Source organism: Pantoea sp. LS15 (genome assembly GCF_012241585.1).
In the GTDB taxonomy this organism is placed as follows: Bacteria; Pseudomonadota; Gammaproteobacteria; order Enterobacterales; family Enterobacteriaceae; genus Enterobacter.
Window position 1 is genome coordinate 391,696 of sequence record NZ_JAAVXA010000002.1, and the last position, 22,344, is coordinate 414,039.

The following is a 22,344-nucleotide window of genomic DNA, read 5'->3' on the forward strand; positions in this document are numbered from 1 at the left end:
CGGCGTAAAGAAAGTATAAAGGTGATGCTATTTTTTCTCTTTCTTCTGCATATCAAGCAGTTGTTCAGGTGTGACGGCCGGGTAACCCTGCGCATCTTCCGGCACTTCATGCATCGCCGGGATCGGCACCAGCGGGCCTAAAAAACGCGGTTCGCGTTTGAAAATGTACAGGTCTGCCAGCGCGCCAAAACGGGCACCAAACTCGCGAACACGCACGCTCAGCATATCTTTTGGTGACGGTACCGCGTAGCACTGCGCCTGTATGCCCATATGCAGGGCGATAAACAGCGCGCGCTCGCAGTGGAAGCGCTGGGTGATGATGATGAAGTCGTTGGTATCGAAGACTTTACGCGTGCGCACGATGGAGTCCAGGGTGCGGAACCCGGCGTAATCAAGCACGATATCTGCAGGGTCGACGCCAGCGGCGATCAAATCCTTACGCATCGTCACCGGTTCGTTATAGCTTTGCAGGGCATTATCACCGCTTAACAGCAGGTAATTCACTTTGCCACTGTTGTAGGCGTTCAGTGCGCCCTGAATTCGGTAACGGTAGTACTGATTGATCACACCGGTGCGGTAATACTTGGCCGTACCGAGTACCACGCCCACCTGGCGGTAGGGCAGGTCCTGCAGGTCATCAAAGATATAGGGGGCGGTTTTCCAGCTCATCCAGCGATCGAGGCCCAGCACGATCAACAGCAGTATGCCGACCAGGACAGACAGGCTGTAAAAAACGCGCTTTAACATGCAGATGGCTCGTTCCGAAGATGAAATTTAACTCAGGCTACTTTACCCGCCTGGTTAGCGCAAGAAACAGCGACTCAACTGAGGGGTTTTTCAGCAACGTGGCGGGCATTTCTGCCCGCCGGAAGGATTACGCGAGCAGTACGCGGTCAATTGTTGTGCAGCCCAGCGCTTTTAACGTGGCAGCGGTAGCATCCCACTGAATCAGTGGCGCATCGGCAATTTCTGCCAGAATGGCGCGCTGAATATCAGGATAGTCATAGCCATTCAGGCTCAGCAGGTTGAGTGCGCCCTGCAGCGGTGGCAGCGTTGGGTTAAAGGCGGCGTTTTCGGCATAGCTGCCGCTAAAGATACGACCATCCCGACACTGCAGTGCGACACCGCTAGGGGATTTGCTGTATGGTGTGTGACTTTTGTTGGCAGCGCGAATGGCTGCCTGAGCCAGGTCATCACCGGACAGGGCAAAACCGTGGTCTTGCTCGTCCATCAGCAGTGTTTTGATCTCAAGATCTTTCGGGCCAAAGGCATCAGGCAGGTAATCCCCCAGCGTATGCGGTGCGCGGCCAGGCAGGTTAATGCGCAGTTGCAGCCCGCTGTTCAGCTCATTCATAAACTGACGGCAGTGACCACACGGCGTGTAGTTAACGGTGATGGCGTTCAGCGCTTTTTCACCACGCAGCCAGGCATGGCTGATGGCGCTCTGCTCAGCGTGAACAGTCTGTTGCATGGTCGCGCCCAGAAACTCCATATTTCCGCCGAAGTACCATGTCCCGCTGATGCCGCGCGCAATGGCCCCGACGTTGAAGTGGGAGAGGTCAGCACGCGCACAGGCGGCAGCCAGTGGCAGCAGAGCAAAAGCCAGCGCGTCTTCGTCCAGTCCCGTTGCTTGTTTCAGCATCGTGACCTGCTCCGCCGTCAGCAGGGCGGGGAAATGCTCATCCGCCAGAATCGGGGTCAGAGCGGTTTGCAAATTCTCGGCAAGCTGGGCGAAAGCAGCTTGAAAACGTGGATGCATTGCGTTTGCCTCATAAAGGTTAATGGATCGGTAGTTTACGGAGCAGATGGGGCTTTATATGTGATCCAGTTCTCAATATGTATGCAACTTATGAAATCAAAATGAAATTTGCGCGACGCATCGCAAATTTTAGCCCATTACCGCCAGAATCAGCGGGAAAATGAACGGGGCCAGCAGGGAGGTGATGATCCCGCAGATGACCAGCGCCAGTGAGCTAAACGCCCCTTCCTGATAATCCAGTTCTGCACAGCGGGCTGTCCCCAGTGCGTGCGAGGCGGTGCCCATCGACAGCCCACGTGCAGCTTTCGTATGAATACGCATCGCGTTCAGCAGGGTGTGGCCAAACACAGCACCCAAAATACCAACGAAAATCACACACATGGCGCTGATGGCTGGGATCCCTCCAAGGCTACCGCCCACCGCCATCGCAATTGGCGTGGTGACAGATTTTGGCAGGATGGAGGCCGCGATTTGTGGGGACGCTCCCATCAACAGTGCTACCGACGTCCCGGTAATCATTGCCACCAGACTGCCCACAAAGCAGATCGTTATGATGGACTTCCAGCGAGCGCGGATCTGGTGAAGTTGCTCATATAAAGGAAAGGCGAGTGCCACAACGGCGGGCTGTAGCAAATCATTCAAAATTTTACTGCCGGCAAAGTAGCGTTCGTAGGGAATGCCGGTGAGCAGCAGGAATGGAATAATCACCACCATGGCCACCAGCAGTGGATTCAGCAGCGGCATTTTGAAACGTGCGGCAAGTTTGCGTGCGGCGAAAAACACCACCAGGGTTAACGGTAGCGACCACCAGATATTGGCTATCATTTTTTTGTTTTCTCCCCGACAACTTTACGTTCACCATGCACCAGATGAGAGCTCCAGCTCACGACCAGGAAAACCACCAGCGTACTGACCGCACAGGAGACAACGATCGGGCCGAACTGGGCTTTAAGCAAATCAAAATACTGCATGACCCCGACGCCGATAGGCACGAATAGCAGCGCCATATAGCGAATAAGGACGAAGCAGCCAGGGTTGACCCACTTTGCGGGTAGAATTTGCAACGCCAGTAAAACAAACAGGATTAGCATACCGATAATGCTACCGGGGATCGTGATGGGCAGTAGCGACGCGATGAAAATCCCGGCATACAGGCAGGCATAAATCAGGACGAATGCACGCAGATATTGCCAGATAATGTTCAATGATTTGCTCATGGAGAGAGTCCTTGCTGAAACGCATTCATCATACAATTAAACCTGAAAATGTGCCATGGATCACATCATGAATTTTGAGCATACCAGACATTCCAGAATGGAACGTCGGGCTTTCCACATACATACAGAGCAGATACTATAGCGCGTCTTTTTTCACAGGTACTGATATGCGTGTTTTACTGGCCCCAATGGAAGGCGTGCTCGACTCTCTCGTGCGCGAGCTTCTGACCGAGGTGAACGACTACGATCTCTGCGTGACGGAGTTTCTGCGCGTGGTCGATATGTTGTTGCCAGTAAAATCCTTCTACCGACTTTGCCCCGAGCTGTACAACCAGAGCCGTACCTCCTCCGGTACGCTGGTACGTATTCAGTTGCTCGGTCAGTATCCTGAATGGCTGGCGGAAAACGCTGCCCGCGCGGTCGAGCTCGGGTCTTACGGGGTGGATCTCAACTGCGGCTGTCCGTCGAAGCTGGTGAACGGCAGCGGCGGTGGGGCGACACTGCTGAAAGATCCAGAACTCATTTACCGTGGTGCGAAGGCGATGCGTGAAGCTGTGCCTGGGCATTTACCGGTGACGGTAAAGGTGCGTCTGGGCTGGGACAGCGACGCCCGGCAGTTTGAAATTGCCGATGCTGTACAGCAGGCCGGTGCCACGGAGCTGGTGGTGCATGGCCGCACGAAAGAAGATGGCTACAAAGCCGATCGTATCAACTGGCAGGCCATTGGTGAGATCCGCAAAAGGCTGACTATTCCGGTTATCGCCAACGGCGAAATCTGGGATTACGAGAGCGCGCAGGCGTGTCTGAAAGAGACGGGCTGCAATGCGGTGATGATTGGCCGCGGGGCGCTTAACGTACCTAACCTCAGCCGGGTGGTAAAATATAACGAACCGCGAATGCCGTGGGCAGACGTCATCATGCTGCTGCAAAAATACAGTCGTCTGGAAAAACAGGGTGACACCGGGCTATATCATGTCGCGCGAATTAAACAGTGGCTGAGCTATTTGCGCAAAGAATATAGCGAGGCGTTGGGGCTGTTTCAGGAGATCCGCACACTACAAACGTCTGGCGATATCGCGCGGGTTATTCAATCAAAATAATAAATATGAATATTTAATTAATTCATTTTCTGAATATTTTTCCGATTATGTAAATGTATAACAATTTTCCCATTGCCACGCATTCCTAAAAAAATAAACAGCATTAAGCGTAAGTTTCGCCTTTATTTTTTGAATGTGTGGCGTAATGAAACGTTCTCTTATTTTATCTCTGAGTTTCCCCCTTGCTTTTATTCTGATGGCCTGTGCGCCGGAACATACCACAGTATCTCCCCTGAAAACGCAAGCAGTGACAGCATCGGTTAATACAACACTCCATCCTTCAGCATGGCCGAAAAATGAGTGGTGGAAAGACTATAACGATCCTGAGCTTAATTCGCTGATTGCCAAAGCGCTGAATGACGCCCCGGATATGCAAATCGCCCGCCAGCGTATTACGCTTGCCGAAGCTCAGGCAAAAGCCACAATGGCTGCAGACGGTCCGCAAATTGATTTTTCAGCTGATGCAGAACGCCAGAAAATGTCTGCTGAAGGGCTCATGGGACCCTTTGCGATTACCGACCCGGCGGCAGGTACTACCGGGCCGTGGTACACCAACGGCACCTTTGGGTTGACCGCGGGCTGGGATCTCGATCTGTGGGGGAAAAATCGCGCGCAGGTTGAAGCCCGTATAGGCCGAGTGAATGCGCAAAAAGCGGAGCTGGAGCAAACCCGACAGCTGCTGGCCAGCAGCGTGGCCCGGCTCTACTGGGAGTGGCAAACTCAGGCCGCTATGCAGGATGTCCTCGTCCAGATCAAACATGAACAGGACAATATTATTGGCGCCGACCGCGAATTGTATCAGCACGGGATCACCTCTTCCGTGGAAGGTGTCGAAACGGATATCAACGCCAGCAAAACCGAAGAGAACCTGGCAGAAGTTAACGGGAAGATGAAAGCCGTTGAGGCGCGCCTGGTTGCGCTAACGAATTCCTCCACTGTAACGCTTTCGCGGCATGCACTGCCAACGGTCGATGCCTCGCTACCGTCGACGCTGGGGTATGAACTATTGGCGCGTCGACCGGATCTGCAGGAGGCACACTGGTATATCGACGCTTCTATGAGCGAAGTGGAGGTGGCCAGAGCGGCTTTTTATCCTGATGTGAATCTGATGGCGTTCTTACAGCAGGATGCGCTCCACCTGAGCGATCTGTTTCGCTCTTCAGCGCAGCAGATGGGGGTGACAGCGGGGCTGACCCTGCCGATTTTCGACAGCGGTAGACTGAATGCGAACCTTGATATTGCCCAGGCGCAAAATAATCTCTCGGTCGCCAGTTACAACAAAGCGGTAGTGGAGGCAGTTAATCAGGTGGCACGTACAGCCAGTGAAGTCGAAACCCTGATGATGAAAAATCGCCAACAGCAGCAGGTCGAAAATGATGCGGCGCGGGTTGTGGCTCTGGCGCAGGCACGTTTTAGTGCGGGTATCATTGCGGGCTCACGGGTCAGTGAAGCCAGAATACCGGCACTCAAAGAACACCTCGCCGGGTTGATGCTGAAAGGTCAGTATATTGACGCCACGCTGCAGCTGACGTCGGCACTGGGTGGCGGCTATCATCATGGCTGAAAGGGGTCATCAATCCTCATCGCGGGTTTTTTCGCGATGCTTGAGCCACAGCCGTACTGCAATCACCGCCACAACCACCAGAATTAACCACGCCCAGTGCTTCAGGTGCTGGTCAAGGTTATGCAGCCATGGACCAATCACTTCGCCACCAACGTAACCGAGCGTCGTAAAGATAAGCGCCCAGGCAATCGCGCCAAGAATATTGAGCGGCAGGAAAATTTTCGGCGGCAGATGGCTGGCACCTATCAGTATCGGGCCGATAATTCGAAAGCCGTACATAAAGCGTGTGCCAATGACGAACAGATAGGGATGACGCTGGATCAGTCTTTGGGCACGGCGAATTTTCTTGCGATGTTTCGTAAAACGCTTCAGGAGCCCTGGTCCGAAACGCAGTCCCAGAAAGTAGAGCAGCTGGTCGCCAATCATCCCCCCCAGGGCGACTGCGGCGACGACCAGCGGGAATTTCAGTAAACCCTGATGCGCGGCGACGCCGCCTAACAATGTGATGGTTTCGCCTTCTGCCACGCTACCAACGACCAGCGCGGCGTATCCATATTGCTCAATAAGATTGTTGATATCCATTACGTAAACGTCATCTCCCTCGGTATACCTCCGTTAATCATATACCCCATGAATCAACAGCGGGGAAATCAACGGAAATTTCCTGCTGTACATAAAATAATCTAAAGCCTGCATTATACTTAAAGTATCACTGACGGACCGACAACAAGGGGGCTCTATGAACCATGTCTGGGGACTTTTCTCCCATCCCGATCGTGAAATGCACGTCATCAAAAGTGAGAATGAAACCGTCTCGCATCATTACACGCACCATGTGTTGCTGATGGCCGCGGTGCCGGTAATATGCGCTTTTATCGGAACAACTCAAATTGGCTGGAACTTCGGGGATGGCACCGTGGTTCAGCTTTCATGGTTTACCGGGCTTTATCTGGCCATCATCTTTTATGGTTTGATGCTGGCGGGGGTTGCCGTCATGGGGCGTGTCATTCACTGGATGGCGCGTAACTACCCGCAACGTCCATCGCTGGCGCACTGTATGGTCTTCGCCGGATATGTCGCGACCCCGCTGTTTTTAAGCGGTATTGTTGCGCTCTATCCACTGGTCTGGTTGTGCGCGCTGATCGGTACCATTGCCCTCTTTTACACCGGTTATTTGCTGTATCTGGGGGTTCCAACCTTCCTGAATATCAATAAAGAAGAGGGCCTGAGCTTCTCCAGTTCAACACTCGCCATCGGTGTGCTGGTGCTGGAGGCGTTACTGGCGCTGACGGTAATTCTTTGGGGTTATGGATACCGTCTCTTCTAAGTTCACTGCATTGCTGGCGTAAATGCCAGCAATGCAGCATCTGCTCACGATTATCCGCTGGCGACAAAGCGCGGTGACGGCTATGATGCCGAAGCCAGCCTGTGTTTACCATCGACACAGGCGGTGTACGTCATTACGTGCGTGAATAATTATCAGAAGTCTCACCATGCTGAAATTCCGAGTCTCTTTACTTAGCCTGGCACTGTTGCTGGGGGCGTCTGCTGCCGTGCCAGCCATCGCCAAAACGCCCGCGGTGACCGCCGCTGCTGCCCAGCCACAAATTGCCTCCGGCAGTGCGATGATTGTTGATCTCAACACCAATAAGGTCATTTACGCCAGCCATCCGGACCTGGTGCGCCCGATTGCCTCCATTACCAAATTAATGACCGCGATGGTGGTGCTTGATGCACATCTGCCGCTGGACGAAAAACTGAAAGTGGATATTAGCCACACGCCGGAGATGAAAGGAATTTATTCCCGCGTGCGACTGAACAGTGAAATCAGCCGTAAAAATATGCTGCTGCTGGCGCTGATGTCATCTGAAAACCGCGCTGCAGCGAGCCTCGCTCACCACTATCCGGGCGGCTACGACGCATTTATTCGTGCGATGAATGCGAAAGCCAAATCGCTGGGGATGAACAATACGCATTATGTTGAACCGACAGGTCTGTCGATTAACAACGTCTCCACCGCCCGCGATCTGACAAAACTGCTGATCGCCAGCAAACAGTACCCGCTGATTGGTCAGCTCAGTACCACCCGTGAAGAGACGGCGACGTTTGCGAACCCAGCCTATACGCTGCCGTTCCGTAATACTAACCATCTGGTTTACCGGGATAACTGGAATATCCAGTTAACGAAAACCGGTTTTACTAATGCCGCGGGACACTGTCTGGTCATGCGTACGGTCTTTAACGGCAAACCGGTAGCGCTGGTGGTGATGGATGCCTTCGGCAAATACACCCACTTCGCGGATGCTAGCCGACTGCGTACCTGGATTGAAACGGGGAAAGTGCAGCCTGTTCCGGCTGCGGCATTGACGTATAAAAAGCAGAAAGCTGAACAGATGGCTACGGCGCAGAACGACTGAGCCACCTGTCACGCCGGGTGGCGGCTTCGCCTTACCCGGCCTACTCCGGTAGCGTCCAGTCCCCATCGTTGAGTGGACGCTGCATAATCACCGTATCCCGCCAGTCGCCTTTCTTGTATCCCACGCTGCGTAACTGACCGACAATCTCAAAGCCGTGTTTTTTGTGCAACCGTAACGAACCGGGATTATTACTGCCATCCCCCACAACGGCAATCATCTGACGCCATGGACCTTGTTCGCAGCGCGCAATCAGCGCACTCATTAATGCAGAGCCAAAACCGCGTCCGGTGGTGCTGGCATCCACGTAAATTGACTCTTCCAGAGTATAGCGATAGGCGTGTCGCGGGCGGTAAGGTGTGGCATAGCAATAGCCCACAACGATGCCGCGATAAAGAGCGATAAGCCATGGTAAACCGTTCTCTGCCACACCTTTCATACGTTGACGCATTTCATCAATGGTGGGGGGAACTTCTTCAAATGATGCACGCCCGTGAAGCACATGCCAGGCATAGATGGCCGCGATGGCATTCACATCATCGGGAAGGGCATCGCGCACTTCCAGTTCGGTTTCGGATAAAACATCAACAGCCGACATGATGTACCTGCTCCTCGTTATAGAATGCCGGAGAAACGTTTCTCCGGCGTCAGACAGTTACTCTATTACGATTAAGGAGCGCTTAACAATCTCTCAAATTTGGCTGTAGGAATTAATCAGAAGCTTGCGTAATCTGCTATTCCGTGTCGGTACTCTCTTTCCAGTATTTCTTCCGCGTTGTTTTACCGATACCGGGGTTCATGCTGTTTGTAGGGTCATTCTGGCGATAAAACTGCTTAAGTGCGTCAGGGGCTTTATAAAGATGACCGACGTTGTGTTCCGCAGGATATTGTGCGCCACGTTCACGCAACAGAGTGAGCATCTGCTCTTTCAGTTCGTGCGCATCGACCCCTTTTTTAACGATGTAATCCTGATGGAAGACGTAGCACATAAAGTGGCCATAATAGAGCTTGTGTACCAGCTTGCTGTCGATCTCTGGCGGCAGGTGTTCAAACCACTCGGTATCGTTGCGTCGCAGGGCGATATCCAGCGCCAGAATATCTTCCACCTCTTCTGAATGCACCGCCTGATAACGGATGGCGGCACCCGCAGCGGCAAAACGGTGCAGGAAGGCTTTGCTGCCTTCTTCAGGGGTACAGGCAAAGAAATCCCCGTCGGCGGTTTTGAAGAATTCGCTCAACCAGGTCTGCGCCTCGGTAATCCCGTCACCGGCCATTTTCAGCAGTAAATGGTGTTCATATTTGTCGCGCCAGGTTTTCATCCGCTCCGGTAAATGCGCCGGGAAGACGTTGCCTAACTTCTGCATAAAGCGATCAGTGAAGTGAGGTTTAAACAGCGACACTTTCTCCAGCATCGCATCGGTGCGGCCCTTCATCGTGAAGAAGAACGGCATTTTGTCGGTGCCGAGCTTGTCGATCATCAGGAAGGTGTCTTTGCCGTAGCGCTCGGCAATGTCGTAAATATCCCGGTGCATATATTCGCCCGCCACGGGCAGGTGCGTGAATTCACCCAGAATATGGCGACGGATCTCGGTCAGAACCTCAGGCTGATTGGTACCGATGTAAAACACCTGTTGTTTTTTCTCTGCCGGGAATGTGTCGAGGCGTACCGCAAAAACCGCCAGCTTACCCGCGCAGCCAGAAGATTCAAACAGGCGATCCGGATCGGCGTTGTAACGGGCTGGCGTATCGGCTTCGATATCCCTTACGCGGGTAACGTAATCGTGATCGTGTGCATGACGGCCATCGTGCTGAACGTCTTCATCTTTAACGCGATCATCGTCAAGTTTGCTGAGGATTTGTTCCGGCGTAACGCCCAGATCAATCCCCAGATGGTTAACCAGTGTCAGTTTGCCGTTTTCGTCAATACGGGCAAAAAGCGACATCTCGGTATAAGCGGGACCACGCTGTACCAGTGAGCCGCCGGAGTTGTTGCAGATCCCACCGACAACCGAGGCGCCAATGCAGGACGAACCGATCACCGAGTGCGGCTCACGACCCAGCGGCTTAAGTGCTTTTTCCAGGGAGTAGAGCGTTGTACCAGGGAAGGCGAGCACCTGCTCGCCTTTATCCAGCAGGTGTAATTTGTCGAGGCGCAGGGTGCTGATGATGACAATGTCACGATCGTAATCGTTGCCATTCGGCGTTGAGCCTTCGGTCAGGCCGGTATTGGCCGCCTGCATTAAAATAATCTTGTCTGCGGTGACGCAGGCGCTCAGCACGCGCCACAGTTCCAGCAGCGTACCGGGGAAAACCACCGCCAGCGCCTCGCCCTGACCGGAGCGAAACCCCTTACGGTAGCGGGCGGTTTTGGCCGGGTCGGTAAGCAGGTGAGAGGAGCCAACCAGGCGCGACAGTTCGTTGATAAACGTCGTGTTATTGTGAGTTTGAACAGAAGACATCTTCCACTCCTTGTGGTGGGGCAAATTTCTCGCTGTAAAGCATAGCGCGATTAACTGTTAAGCGGTCGAGTATTCACGAGAAAAATCAGAGAATAACCCTGCAACGTTCAGAGGGTTTGTGGCACACTGCGCCTTTCGCACGGTTTGGCCGAGATCTTCCGGCGGTTATTGATGAGAGAGTATAACAACATGAAATGGCTATGTTCTGTAGGTGTTGCCGTCAGCCTGGCGCTGCAACCCGCGCTGGCAGAGGATTTGTTTGGCAATCATCCGCTTACGCCTGAAGCCCGGGACGCGTTTGTGACGGAATTGCTCAAGAAAATGACGGTCGATGAGAAAATCGGCCAGTTGCGTCTTATCAGCGTTGGCCCGGATAACCCGAAAGAGGCCATCCGTGAAATGATTAAGGATAGCCAGGTCGGGGCGATTTTTAATACCGTCACCCGTCAGGATATCCGCAAAATGCAGGACCAGGTGATGGAACTCAGTCGCCTGAAAATACCGCTGTTCTTCGCCTATGATGTGCTGCACGGTCAGCGCACCGTCTTCCCTATCAGCCTTGGTTTAGCCTCCTCCTTTAACCTCGACGCAGTGAAAACCGTGGGACGAGTTTCCGCGTATGAAGCGGCAGATGATGGCCTGAATATGACCTGGGCACCGATGGTCGACGTCTCCCGCGATCCGCGCTGGGGCCGTGCGTCCGAAGGCTTTGGTGAAGATACGTATTTAACCGCCACGATGGGTAAAACCATGGTGGAAGCGATGCAGGGCAAAAGCCCGGCAGACCGTTACTCTGTCATGACCAGCGTTAAGCATTTCGCCGCTTACGGTGCAGTGGAGGGCGGTAAAGAGTACAACACCGTCGATATGAGCCCGCAGCGCCTGTTCAATGACTATATGCCGCCTTACAAGGCTGGTCTGGATGCGGGCAGCGGTGCGGTGATGGTGGCGCTCAACTCGCTGAACGGCACACCTGCGACGTCTGATTCCTGGCTGCTGAAAGACGTATTGCGCGACCAGTGGGGCTTTAAGGGCATCACCGTTTCTGACCACGGCGCCATTAAAGAACTGATCAAACACGGTACCGCATCCGATCCGGAAGATGCCGTGCGCGTGGCGCTCAAGTCCGGCATTAACATGAGCATGAGCGACGAGTACTACAGCAAATACCTGCCGGGGCTGGTAAAGAGCGGCAAGGTAACGATGGCGGAGCTGGACGATGCCACGCGTCACGTGCTGAACGTGAAATATGACATGGGGCTGTTTAACGATCCGTACAGTCACCTGGGGCCAAAAGACTCTGACCCGGTAGATACCAACGCCGAAAGCCGCCTGCATCGTAAAGAAGCGCGTGAAGTCGCGCGTGAAAGCCTGGTGCTGCTGAAGAACCGCCTCGACACACTGCCGCTGAAAAAATCCGGTACCATTGCCGTGGTAGGCCCGCTGGCCGATAGCAAGCGCGACGTGATGGGGAGTTGGTCCGCAGCGGGCGTCGCTGAACAGTCCGTGACCGTGCTGACGGGTATTAAGAACGCGGTCGGTGAAAACGCCAGGGTGGTCTATGCCAAAGGGGCTAACGTCACTAACGATAAAGACATCGTGACGTTCCTCAACCAGTATGAGGAAGCGGTGAAGGTTGACCCGCGTACGCCGAAAGAGATGATCGACGAAGCGGTTAAGACGGCAAAACAGTCTGATGTCGTTGTGGCGGTTGTGGGAGAAGCGCAGGGGATGGCGCATGAAGCTTCCAGCCGTACCGATATCACCATTCCGCAAAGCCAGCGCGATTTGATCGCTGCCCTGAAAGCGACCGGCAAGCCGCTGGTGCTGGTACTAATGAATGGTCGTCCGCTGGCGCTGGTAAAAGAGGACCAGCAGGCTGACGCCATTCTGGAAACCTGGTTCGCCGGTACCGAAGGCGGTAACGCGATTGCCGACGTACTGTTTGGCGATTATAACCCGTCGGGCAAATTGCCGATGTCCTTCCCGCGCTCCGTTGGTCAGATCCCTGTTTACTACAGCCATCTGAACACCGGTCGTCCGTACAACGCCGACAAACCGAACAAGTACACGTCTCGTTACTTCGACGAAGCTAACGGCCCGCTGTATCCGTTTGGTTATGGCCTGAGCTACACCACCTTCAAGGTCTCTGACGTGAAAATGTCGTCCCCGAGCCTGAAGCGTGACGGTAAAGTGACAGCCAGCGTTGAGGTGACTAACACCGGTAAGCGCGAAGGGGCTACGGTGATCCAGATGTACGTCCAGGATGTGACGGCCTCCATGAGCCGTCCGGTGAAGCAGCTGCGTGGCTTTGAAAAGGTCAACCTGAAACCTGGCGAAACCAAAACCATCAGCTTCCCAATTGACGTGGACGCGCTGAAGTTCTGGAATCAGCAGATGAAATACGATGCTGAGCCTGGCAAATTCAACGTGTTTATCGGCGTGGATTCTGCCCGGGTGAATAAAGGCGAGTTCGAACTGCTGTAATGGTGTTTACCGTCCCTCTCCTCAATGGGGGGAGGGACGGAGGGACTTATCAGAGGAGTGGATCATCACCCGCTCTGGGAAAGAAATACTTAAAGAATGGGAAAAGTTGTACGGTACAGTACTGAAGCTGTGAAGCTGCTGAATATCATATAAAAAGAATAAGTATATGATATTCAGTGCAAAGCGAGGGTTAGTTATTGACGCTCAGTATACCAGGAGTCAGAATAGGAAACATTACCGGGTAAATAGTTAACTGTAATTTTGGTTGAGCGTAACCCAATAATTTCATTCATATTGGAATGAAGAGAGCCTGAAGTAAAAGAATGGCCAAATTTAAATGAACATATCCCAGCCTCTTCCATTTCAATATTAAATGTTTCCATTTCTATTCCTGCTGTTGAAACTTCATAATATTTAAATACAACTTTTTTGAAACGCCTGTTTTGACAAACAGAAATGAACATGTAAGGAGTTAGTTTATCAATTTCTTTTCGGAAAACAAATGGATCGTGCTGCCGTGTACCATTGTAACGACCTGTGAAGGAATCCATTGCCTGAAAAACACCAAATTGTGAGCTTGCTACTTCTGTAGAGCCAACTCTTCCTGTGGCGGTACAATCTCCTGGAATTAAAATTCCGTTTTCATCATATAAAAACATATAAGATGGTAATGACATAACAATCCTTATTTATCAGTGTAATGGCGTGAATAGATATTAGCGTGGCTATCAGTTATAAAATCTACTGTATATGGTTTATTATCCAAACGATAAAAAAGAGTGTAACCCATGAGTGATTCAACTTTTAATTTAAAACAATATGGCGTTTGTGACTGTATGAGTTTAGAGACCATCATAGTACTACCATCGTGCGGTGAACGAAGTTTTCTGGCTTCTACGCTGTAGAATGATAGATTTTTCCCCCTTGATGAAGAGATACAAACAGATTCATTTGAAATGTTGGCATCACCGGGATAAATTGCAATTTGCCGTTCCCAGCAACATGAAGAAAGCATAAGGCTACATAGCAATAGTAATATTTCATTTTTCAATTTGGGAAACTTCCTAGTATTCTTTCATATTCGGCTAATAATTTTGAGAGCGGTTTGTCAGGATTGGGTTTGAGTAATTTTAAACTTCCGGGATCATATGATGTATGGTTTTTAATAAGCCAGTAATCAGAGGTGATGGAAGCCTGTTGTTCCATCGAATAATCAGAGAGGCGATATTTATCCAGGCTGTAGTGATAGTTTGATATACCAGAGGTGACACCTCTCAACATAACATTCATCCCCCGTTCTCTTTGCCAGACATGCATCAATTCATGCATGAAAATATGCTGTAGACTGACATTGCCGATAGAAAAGTCATCAATATATAAATATTCTTCAAACCATATTTCTCCGGCGGGAGTCATTGCAGTATGGTTCTCCTGCATGTCAAAAGGAAGAAAACTACCGTGATGAATCCAGACTTTTCCATAATGAATACTGTTCCCGTATAATTGTTGCGCTAAAAGGATTTCACCCGCTCGCATTACGCGCAAGCCATTTCTGTCGATATGAGGGAACCTGATGGGTGAGAAGTCCAGAGGTTCAAATTGAAGTGGCATAAATATAAATTCCTTTTTTATTCATACAATGAATATTTGATTTCAATTTATTTATTAAAATACACTTCTCATGTGATTAAATATTGCTCTAAATCAAAATGAAAATAAAATAGTTCACACAGGTAAATTAAGTTACTGGCAACTTAATGCAACGGATAAAATGAACAAGTGGAAACATGATTTTTCTGCATACAGAAACCTGACTGGCATCATGCCGATATTTTGGCGGCAGTAAGTAAAAAAACAGAGCGTTTGCATGCCAGTAGTTTCATGCTGCTTCTCAGTGTCAGATACTGATTGAAGATCTCGCTGGTTATGGGGATGATTCTTACCTTATGCTAAAAAGTCATTTTGACGGTTAATCGCGCCGTTTTAAGCTACGCTTTTCTCTCAAGCCTCTGAAAAAGGCAGCAAAAAATATGAGGATAGCGGAATGACGATTGCAAAGGGGATGTTGGGATCTGCGGTGCTGCTGGCGGCACTAAGTCTGCCGTTACAGGCAGCGGAGCCGGTAAAAGTGGGCTCAAAGATAGATACCGAAGGCGCGCTGCTCGGCAATATCATTTTGCAGGTGCTCGAAAGCCACGGCGTCAAAACCGTCAATAAAGTCCAGTTGGGCACTACGCCTGTCGTGCGCGGCGCGATTACCTCCGGTGAGCTGGATATCTACCCGGAATACACCGGTAACGGGGCATTCTTCTTCAAAGATGAAAACGATCCGGCATGGAAAAACGCCAAAGCCGGATATGACAAAGTCAAAAAGCTCGATGCTGAACAGAACAAGCTGGTCTGGCTGACTCCGGCTCCGGCCAACAACACCTGGACTATCGCGGTGCGTAAAGACGTGGCGGAGAAAGGTAAGCTGACCTCGCTGGCGGATCTCAGCCGTTACCTGAAAGAGAAGGGCGACTTTAAGCTTGCGGCGTCGGCAGAATTTATCGAGCGTCCTGATGCGCTACCTGCGTTCGAAAAAGCCTATGGTTTCAAGCTTGACCAGGCGCAACTGCTCTCTCTGGCAGGCGGCGATACGGCGGTGACCATCAAAGCCGCAGCACAGCAAACCTCTGGTGTAAACGCGGCAATGGCCTACGGTACCGACGGTCCGGTGGCAGCGCTTGGTCTGCAAACCCTGGCCGATCCAAAAGGCGTGCAGCCGATTTATGCCCCGACGCCGGTGGTACGTGAGGCAGTGCTGAAAGCCTACCCGGAGATTGCCGACTGGCTCAAACCTGTTTTCGAAAAACTGGATGAAAAAACGCTGCAACAGTTGAATGCCAGCATTGCCGTCGAGGGGCTGGATGCCAAAAAAGTGGCCGCCGACTTCCTGAAACAACAAGGGCTTGTGAAGTAACGGGAAAAGCTGTGCCAATAAAATGTCATAACCGCGTACTGCTGTTGTTGGCCTGTGTGACCATCGCAGCGGTCGCGTTACCGTTTGTAAATGTTGCCCCTAATCGCCTGATGTCGGGGGAGGGGCGTGCTCTCTGGGAAGTCTGGTCGTTTACGCCGTGGTTGCTGGCGGTGGCGCCGGGGGTGTGGGTTGCGCTATCGCTCTGGCAAGGTCGTACAGCGCAATGGTTGACGTTACTGCTCTCTGAAGGGCTCTTTATCACCCTTTTCTGGGGAGCAGGGCTTGCGGCAACGCATATGGCGTCAGCGGAAAGTCCGCTGGCAAGAACGACGGTGGGGAGCGGCCTGTGGCTGTGGCTGGCGCTGTGCCTGCTCGCCTGCAGCGATGCTATACGTCGCCTCATCTCTGCGTCCGTCTGGCGCTGGGTACTTAATGCGCAGATATGGGTTATTCCATTGCTCCTGCTGTTTAGTGGCGAGCTGAACAATCTCTCGCTTTTAAAGGAGTACGCCAACCGTCAGGAGGTGTTTGATGATGCCCTGACGCAACATTTGACCATTCTCTTCGGTACGCTCTTCCCGGCTCTCCTGCTCGGGATCCCGCTGGGCATGTGGTGTTATCGCCATCCTTCACGTCAGGGGGGCGTTTTTGCCGTGCTGAACGTTATCCAGACTATCCCTTCCGTTGCGCTATTTGGTCTGCTGATTGCCCCCCTGGCCGGGCTGGTGAAGTCATTTCCTGTGTTGGGAACAATAGGTATAGCCGGAACGGGATTAACCCCCGCCCTGATCGCGCTGGTGTTGTATGCACTGTTGCCGCTGGTACGTGGCGTGGTTGCGGGCTTAAGCCAGGTCGCCCCGGATGTGCTGGAAAGCGCCCATGCGATGGGGATGAGCACGCGACAATGTTTCTGGCAGATACAGCTTCCGCTGGCACTGCCCCTGCTGCTGCGTAGCCTGCGGGTAGTGGCGGTTCAGACCGTCGGCATGGCGGTCATTGCGGCGCTGATTGGGGCGGGCGGTTTCGGCGCGCTGGTATTCCAGGGGCTGCTAAGTAGTGCCCTGGATCTGGTGCTATTAGGCGTGGTTCCGACGATTGCGCTGGCGGTTGTCGTCGACGCGCTGTTTGCCTTATGGCTCGCGCTACTCAGGAGAAGAGCCAATGATTGAATTTCATGATGTCAGTAAAACTTTTGCGGGACGCCCCGCGGCAAGCCACCTGAACCTGAACTTTGCCGAGGGTGCGTTTTCCGTACTGATTGGCACCTCGGGCTCGGGAAAATCCACCACCCTGAAGATGATCAATCGTCTGGTTGAGCATGATAGCGGTTTGATCCGCTTTGCAGGAGAGGAGATCCGCAGCCTGCCGGTGCTGGAATTGCGTCGCCGGATGGGATATGCCATTCAGTCGATAGGCCTGTTTCCTCACTGGACAGTGGCGCAGAACATTGCCACCGTGCTGCAACTGGAGAAGTGGTCGCGGGCAAAAATAGCTGACAGGGTTGATGAATTGATGTCTCTGCTGGGGTTAGAGCCCTCACTGCGTGACCGCTATCCGCACCAGCTTTCCGGAGGACAGCAGCAGCGGGTGGGGGTAGCGCGCGCACTGGCGGCCAACCCCCAGGTATTGTTGATGGATGAACCCTTTGGTGCGCTTGACCCGGTCACGCGCGGGGCGCTGCAGGCGGAAATGACCCGTATTCACCGCATTCTCGGACGCACGATCGTTCTCGTGACACACGATATTGATGAAGCCCTGCGCCTGGCGGACCATCTGGTGCTGATGGATCACGGCGAAGTGGTTCAGCAGGGGACCCCGCTCGAACTGTTAAGCCATCCGAAAAGTGATTTTGTGCGTGAGTTTTTTGGCCGTAGCGAACTGGGGGTCAGGCTGCTCTCCCTGCGGACGGTCAGCGACTATATGCGTCGGGAAGATGCGCCGGTGGGTGGTGAACCGTTGCAGGAGCAGATGAGCCTGCGGGATGCGCTCTCCGCGTTTGTTGCGGGTCAGTGTGAGGTGCTACCTGTTGCGGACGCCCGCGGTGCGCCGTGTGGTGCCTTGCATTTTCGCGATCTGCTGGCCGGGGAGGTGATACGTGAAGACACTGCGTGATCCGCTTCTCTGGCTGGTAGCCATCTTTGTCGCCTTACTGTTTCTGATGCCACACAGCGCGGCGCTGTTCAGTACCCTTTTTCCCGGGCTGCCACGACCAGTCTATCAGCAGGAGAGCTTTATTAATCTTGCCCTGGCACATCTCTGGCTGGTGGCCCTTTCAAGCGCTATCGCTGTTGTGCTGGGAGTGGGGGCTGGCATTGCGGTGACACGGCCAGCAGGCCGGGAATTTCGTCCGCTGGTTGAGACGATAGCGGCCATTGGTCAGACGTTTCCACCGGTGGCGGTGCTGGCGATAGCGGTTCCGGTCATGGGCTTTGGTCAGCAGCCGGCAATTATTGCGCTGATTTTATATGGCGTATTGCCCATTCTGCAGGGCACGCTGGCGGGTATCGCGGCAGTACCTGCGTCTGTATTGAGTGTGGCTGAAGGGATGGGGATGAGTCGTGGGCAGCAGCTACGTAAGGTTGAATTGCCATTAGCCGCGCCTGTGATTATTACCGGGATCCGCACGTCGGTGATTATCAACATCGGAACGGCAACAATTGCTTCGACGGTAGGAGCCAATACGCTGGGAACGCCGATTATTATCGGCTTAAGCGGGTTTAATACGGCCTATATTGTGCAGGGGGCGGTGCTGGTCGCGCTGGCGGCAATCGTCGTCGATCGCATTTTTGAGCGGCTGGCGCTGCACCTCAGCCGACACCGCCGCGAACAATAAACGAATATCCTGCCAGCATCACGCCGCCGATACCGCTTACGGCCATCAGGACAAAAAGGGTAATAATGGCCAGTTTGGTTGCCTTCATCATCTGCTCCTGTTGTTAACAGAACAATTATACGGTGAAGCGCAGCTGTTAATGAACCATTAAATGCCGTTACGGTTCATCCGGGCCAAGTGAGTAAACCGGGTAACCATGTTCACGCCATTCCGTCAGCAGCTGTTGCTGCGAGGCGGATGGCACTTCGCCACACCAGACCAGCAGAGTCTGGCCATCGAAAAATTCGGGCCGCAGCTGCGCCAGCGAATGCGCAAGGACATCCACGCGCCAGCCCTTTTGCGTTGCAATCCAGGCTTCCAGCCACAGGCGGGTGGTATCGTGCACATTCCAGCCGACCACCAGCGCATCTTTCCCGGCCTTGTTCTTCGCGGAGGCAAGGCAGACGGCAATGTAGTTGATAAGCACACCATCAAGCATACTGAGCAGCGCCTGCAGGGTGGACTGCTGGCACTGCAGACGACGGCGAAGCGGAATGAAAAGATGTGTGATCAGCGTTTGTGCCGGATAATCGCGCCCTTGCTCTTTTATCCATGCGCGCAGGCGCTGCAGGTTGCCTGCCTGCAGAAGTCTTAGCAGGGTTTCCCGTTGTTCGCGCCAGAGGTGCTGTGTGTCAGGATCGTCCTGGCAAAGCAGAGACTTTACTTTGCCAACCTGCACACCGTTGTCGATCCAGCTTTTAATCTCACGGATCCGGTCGATATCGGCATCGTTGAAAAGGCGATGTCCGCCATCTGTTCTTTGCGGCTTGAGTAATCCATACCGCCGTTGCCACGCCCGTAGAGTAACGGGATTGATATCACAAAGGAGTGCTACTTCACCTATTGTGTAAAGCGCCATATTCGCCCCCTGGCTCACGCTTTCCCAGTTTAAATGTAGACCCACTTTGCCGAACCAGGAAGGATTGATTGATTTTTGAACAAACAATGCGAAGCATGCGCGATATTCAGAAAAAGGTGTGATAACGAACACGATTTTGCGCTTTTTTGGGGTGCTTCAAAGAAAGTAACCCCTTATCAGTGTATGTTACGCGTTTTTAGCGTGTGCGGTTTTGAGTATGTACGAGTTTAATCTGGTGCTGTTGTTGCTTCAGCAGATGTGCGTGTTCCTTGTCATTGCCTGGCTGATGAGTAAAACGCGCCTTTTTATTCCGCTGATGCAAGTCACTGTCCGTCTGCCGCACAAATTCCTCTGCTACGTCGTATTTTCCATATTCTGCATTATGGGGACCTGGTTTGGCCTCCATATCGAAGACTCTATTGCTAATACACGCGCTATCGGCGCGGTGATGGGGGGATTGCTTGGCGGTCCCGTCGTCGGTGGTCTTGTCGGTTTAACGGGTGGCTTGCATCGCTATTCCATGGGCGGGATGACGGCACTCAGTTGCATGATCTCCACGATCGTAGAAGGGCTGCTCGGTGGCCTGGTGCATAGCTACCTGATCAAACGTGGCCGTCCGGATAAAGTCTTCAGCCCACTGACCGCAGGCGCGATTACCTTTGTCGCCGAAATGGCACAGATGGCGATCATTTTGCTGATCGCCCGCCCGTTTGAGGATGCACTTCATCTGGTGAACAGCATTGCCGCCCCGATGATGGTGACCAACACCGTGGGTGCGGCGCTGTTTATGCGTATTTTGCTCGATAAACGTGCCATGTTTGAGAAGTACACCTCGGCGTTTTCCGCAACAGCGCTGAAGGTTGCCGCGTCGACGGAAGGGATACTGCGCCAGGGCTTTAACGAAGAAAACAGCATGAAGGTTGCGCTGGTTCTCTATAAAGAGCTGGATATCGGTGCCGTGGCGATAACCGACCGTGAGCGGCTGCTGGCCTTTACCGGTACCGGAGACGATCACCATTTGCCTGGTAAACCCATCTCCTCAGCCTATACGTTGCGCGCCATTGAAACCGGCGAAGTGGTTTATGCCGACGGTAACGAAGTGCCTTATCGCTGTTCGCTGCATCCGCAGTGCAAACTGGGTTCTACGCTGGTCATTCCGTTGCGCGGAGAAAACCAGAGAGTGATGGGTACCATCAAACTGTATGAAGCGAAAAATCGCCTGTTCAGTTCAATCAACCGCACGCTGGGGGAGGGGATAGCCCAGTTGCTTTCCGCACAGATCCTGGCCGGGCAGTATGAGCGCCAGAAGGCGTTGTTGACCCAGTCAGAGATTAAACTCCTGCATGCCCAGGTGAACCCGCACTTCCTGTTTAATGCCCTTAATACGCTGAAAGCGGTTATCCGCCGCGACAGCGATCAGGCCGCGCAACTGGTGCAGTTTTTGTCGACCTTTTTCCGTAAGAACCTGAAGCGTCCCTCTGAGATCGTGACCCTGGCCGATGAGATTGAGCACGTTAATGCTTATCTGCAGATTGAACAGGCACGTTTCCAGTCGCGCCTACAGGTGTCGCTCTCCGTACCGGATGAGCTGGCCCATCAACATCTTCCTGCTTTTACCCTGCAGCCTATTGTAGAAAATGCCATCAAACACGGTACCTCACAGCTTCTGGGTATTGGGGAGGTCACTATTTCCGCCAGCCGTTTTAATCATCATCTGGTGCTCGATATCGAAGATAACGCCGGGCTTTACCAGCCTTCTGCCTCAGGGGGTTTAGGCATGAGTCTGGTGGATAAACGTCTGCGTGCCCATTTTGGCGATGACTGCGGCATCACCGTCGCCTGTGAGCCAGACCGATTCACCCGTATTACCGTACGACTGCCGCTGGAGGAAAACGCATGCTAAGAGTGCTGATTGTGGATGATGAGCCGCTGGCACGGGAAAACCTGCGCGTTCTGCTGCAGGAGCAGCCTGATATTGAGATTGTGGGTGAGTGTTCGAACGCCATTGAGGCTATTGGTGCTGTCCACAAACTGCGCCCGGACGTGTTGTTCCTCGACATTCAGATGCCCCGAATTAGCGGGCTGGAGATGGTCGGGATGCTTGATCCGGAGCATCGTCCCTACATCGTGTTTCTGACCGCGTTTGACGAATATGCCGTTAAAGCCTTTGAGGAGCACGCGTTTGATTATTTACTCAAGCCGATTGAAGAGAAGCGGCTGGAAAAGACCCTGACCCGATTACGCCAGGAGCGTACCGTTCAGGATGTCACGCTGTTGCCCGAGAACCAGCAGCCGCTGAAGTTTATTCCCTGTACCGGACACAGCCGGATTTATCTTTTGCAGATGGATGATGTGGCGTTTGTCAGCAGCCGTCTGAGCGGCGTATTTGTTACCAGTGCGGAAGGAAATGAAGGGTTTACCGAGCTGACCTTGCGGACGCTGGAGAGCCGCACGCCGCTCATTCGCTGCCATCGCCAGTATCTGGTGAACATGGCGCACCTGAAAGAGATCCGCCTGGAAGATAACGGTCAGGCAGAACTGGTACTGCGCGCAGGGCAAACGGTGCCCGTCAGTCGTCGCTACCTGAAAAGTTTGAAAGAGGCGATTGGCCTGTAAAGCTGGTACACTGCGCGCCATTGCATCATCGACAT

The 22,344-nt window shown here is 52.9% G+C and carries 22 protein-coding genes; 11 read left to right on the forward strand and 11 right to left on the reverse strand.

All coding sequences use genetic code 11. The features are described 5' to 3' along the window. Nucleotides 1-27 precede the first annotated feature (27 nt). The 4 genes from sanA to HED65_RS05290 form a co-directional block, all read right to left on the reverse strand. On the reverse strand, nt 28-747 hold the full coding sequence (sanA, locus tag HED65_RS05275; RefSeq protein ID WP_014884561.1) for an outer membrane permeability protein SanA: 720 nt from the start codon (nt 745-747) through the stop codon (nt 28-30). A gap of 127 nt (nt 748-874) precedes the next feature. Beyond that, entirely contained in the window at nt 875-1,759 is an 885-nt protein-coding gene (gene cdd / locus HED65_RS05280; RefSeq protein ID WP_114977713.1) for a cytidine deaminase, read from the reverse strand. 129 nt (nt 1,760-1,888) lie between these two features. Beyond that, nucleotides 1,889-2,584 (reverse strand): CidB/LrgB family autolysis modulator, encoded by a 696-nt coding sequence (locus HED65_RS05285; protein ID WP_025756257.1) that lies wholly within the window; start codon nt 2,582-2,584, stop codon nt 1,889-1,891. Continuing rightward, nucleotides 2,581-2,976, reverse strand: coding sequence for a CidA/LrgA family protein (locus HED65_RS05290; protein WP_049008205.1), 396 nt, complete (start codon nt 2,974-2,976; stop codon nt 2,581-2,583). The genes HED65_RS05285 and HED65_RS05290 overlap by 4 nt, the downstream gene beginning before the upstream one ends. A 167-nt stretch (nt 2,977-3,143) precedes the next feature. Here HED65_RS05290 and dusC point away from each other — a divergent pair, with 167 nt between their 5' ends. Together dusC and mdtQ are read left to right on the forward strand one after the other, a co-directional pair. Beyond that, a complete protein-coding gene (gene dusC / locus HED65_RS05295) occupies nt 3,144-4,076 on the forward strand; it encodes a tRNA dihydrouridine(16) synthase DusC (protein ID WP_114977714.1) in 933 nt (310 codons plus the stop codon). A gap of 145 nt (nt 4,077-4,221) precedes the next feature. After that, nucleotides 4,222-5,640, forward strand: coding sequence for a multidrug resistance outer membrane protein MdtQ (gene mdtQ / locus HED65_RS05300; protein ID WP_114977715.1), 1,419 nt, complete (start codon nt 4,222-4,224; stop codon nt 5,638-5,640). Nucleotides 5,641-5,649: 9 nt separating this feature from the next. Here the strand turns inward: mdtQ and HED65_RS05305 are convergent, their stop codons facing one another. Continuing rightward, nucleotides 5,650-6,222: a DedA family protein gene (locus tag HED65_RS05305; protein WP_114977716.1), complete on the reverse strand. Its 573-nt coding sequence runs from the start codon at nt 6,220-6,222 to the stop codon at nt 5,650-5,652. A 157-nt stretch (nt 6,223-6,379) separates the two neighbouring features. Here HED65_RS05305 and HED65_RS05310 point away from each other — a divergent pair, with 157 nt between their 5' ends. Both HED65_RS05310 and pbpG read left to right on the forward strand, forming a co-directional pair. Beyond that, on the forward strand, nt 6,380-6,967 hold the full coding sequence (locus HED65_RS05310) for a Yip1 family protein (protein ID WP_008500904.1): 588 nt from the start codon (nt 6,380-6,382) through the stop codon (nt 6,965-6,967). Nucleotides 6,968-7,133: 166 nt separating this feature from the next. Next, nucleotides 7,134-8,057, forward strand: a complete 924-nt coding sequence (gene pbpG / locus HED65_RS05315; protein WP_028016319.1) for a D-alanyl-D-alanine endopeptidase — start codon at nt 7,134-7,136, stop codon at nt 8,055-8,057. A gap of 40 nt (nt 8,058-8,097) precedes the next feature. On the opposite strand, the gene HED65_RS05320 is transcribed toward pbpG, so the two are convergent. Beyond that, nucleotides 8,098-8,652: a GNAT family N-acetyltransferase gene (locus HED65_RS05320; RefSeq protein ID WP_114977717.1), complete on the reverse strand. Its 555-nt coding sequence runs from the start codon at nt 8,650-8,652 to the stop codon at nt 8,098-8,100. Nucleotides 8,653-8,788: 136 nt separating this feature from the next. Then, nucleotides 8,789-10,513 (reverse strand): D-lactate dehydrogenase, encoded by a 1,725-nt coding sequence (dld, locus tag HED65_RS05325; protein ID WP_114977718.1) that lies wholly within the window; start codon nt 10,511-10,513, stop codon nt 8,789-8,791. A gap of 189 nt (nt 10,514-10,702) precedes the next feature. On the opposite strand from dld, the gene bglX reads away from it, so the two are divergent. Next, the gene (gene bglX / locus HED65_RS05330; RefSeq protein ID WP_114977820.1) at nt 10,703-13,000 is read left to right on the forward strand and encodes a beta-glucosidase BglX; all 2,298 of its coding nucleotides are present in this window, start codon (nt 10,703-10,705) and stop codon (nt 12,998-13,000) included. 194 nt (nt 13,001-13,194) lie between these two features. On the opposite strand, the gene HED65_RS05335 is transcribed toward bglX, so the two are convergent. Both HED65_RS05335 and HED65_RS05340 read right to left on the reverse strand, forming a co-directional pair. Further along, on the reverse strand, nt 13,195-13,677 hold the full coding sequence (locus HED65_RS05335) for an Hcp family type VI secretion system effector (protein ID WP_114977719.1): 483 nt from the start codon (nt 13,675-13,677) through the stop codon (nt 13,195-13,197). A gap of 370 nt (nt 13,678-14,047) precedes the next feature. Further along, nucleotides 14,048-14,611 carry a type IV secretion protein Rhs gene (locus HED65_RS05340; RefSeq protein ID WP_114977720.1) on the reverse strand — a complete coding sequence of 188 codons (564 nt, stop codon included), beginning with the start codon at nt 14,609-14,611 and terminating at the stop codon, nt 14,048-14,050. Between the two features lie 433 nt (nt 14,612-15,044). On the opposite strand from HED65_RS05340, the gene osmF reads away from it, so the two are divergent. From osmF to HED65_RS05360, 4 genes are read left to right on the forward strand one after another with little or no spacing between them, the layout of a single operon-like run. Continuing rightward, the gene (osmF, locus tag HED65_RS05345; RefSeq protein WP_114977721.1) at nt 15,045-15,962 is read left to right on the forward strand and encodes a glycine betaine ABC transporter substrate-binding protein OsmF; all 918 of its coding nucleotides are present in this window, start codon (nt 15,045-15,047) and stop codon (nt 15,960-15,962) included. An 11-nt stretch (nt 15,963-15,973) separates the two neighbouring features. Next, the gene (locus HED65_RS05350; RefSeq protein WP_114977722.1) at nt 15,974-17,131 is read left to right on the forward strand and encodes an ABC transporter permease; all 1,158 of its coding nucleotides are present in this window, start codon (nt 15,974-15,976) and stop codon (nt 17,129-17,131) included. Further along, entirely contained in the window at nt 17,124-18,074 is a 951-nt protein-coding gene (locus HED65_RS05355; protein WP_114977723.1) for an ABC transporter ATP-binding protein, read from the forward strand. Before HED65_RS05350 ends, HED65_RS05355 begins: the two co-directional genes overlap by 8 nt. Next, nucleotides 18,058-18,795 carry an ABC transporter permease gene (locus tag HED65_RS05360; RefSeq protein WP_114977724.1) on the forward strand — a complete coding sequence of 246 codons (738 nt, stop codon included), beginning with the start codon at nt 18,058-18,060 and terminating at the stop codon, nt 18,793-18,795. Before HED65_RS05355 ends, HED65_RS05360 begins: the two co-directional genes overlap by 17 nt. Here HED65_RS05360 and HED65_RS05365 read toward each other — a convergent pair. Beyond that, nucleotides 18,770-18,883 carry a protein YohO gene (locus tag HED65_RS05365; protein WP_008500895.1) on the reverse strand — a complete coding sequence of 38 codons (114 nt, stop codon included), beginning with the start codon at nt 18,881-18,883 and terminating at the stop codon, nt 18,770-18,772. The two genes, HED65_RS05360 and HED65_RS05365, sit on opposite strands and share 26 nt — an antisense overlap. A gap of 69 nt (nt 18,884-18,952) precedes the next feature. Next, nucleotides 18,953-19,693, reverse strand: a complete 741-nt coding sequence (mlrA, locus tag HED65_RS05370) for an HTH-type transcriptional regulator MlrA (protein WP_114977725.1) — start codon at nt 19,691-19,693, stop codon at nt 18,953-18,955. Nucleotides 19,694-19,910: 217 nt separating this feature from the next. Between mlrA and HED65_RS05375 the strand changes: the two genes are divergently transcribed. Both HED65_RS05375 and btsR read left to right on the forward strand, forming a co-directional pair. Continuing rightward, complete coding sequence (locus HED65_RS05375) at nt 19,911-21,596, forward strand: sensor histidine kinase (RefSeq protein ID WP_114977726.1); 1,686 nt, start codon at nt 19,911-19,913, stop codon at nt 21,594-21,596. Then, complete coding sequence (btsR, locus tag HED65_RS05380; RefSeq protein ID WP_114977727.1) at nt 21,590-22,309, forward strand: two-component system response regulator BtsR; 720 nt, start codon at nt 21,590-21,592, stop codon at nt 22,307-22,309. Before HED65_RS05375 ends, btsR begins: the two co-directional genes overlap by 7 nt. Nucleotides 22,310-22,344: the final 35 nt, after the last annotated feature.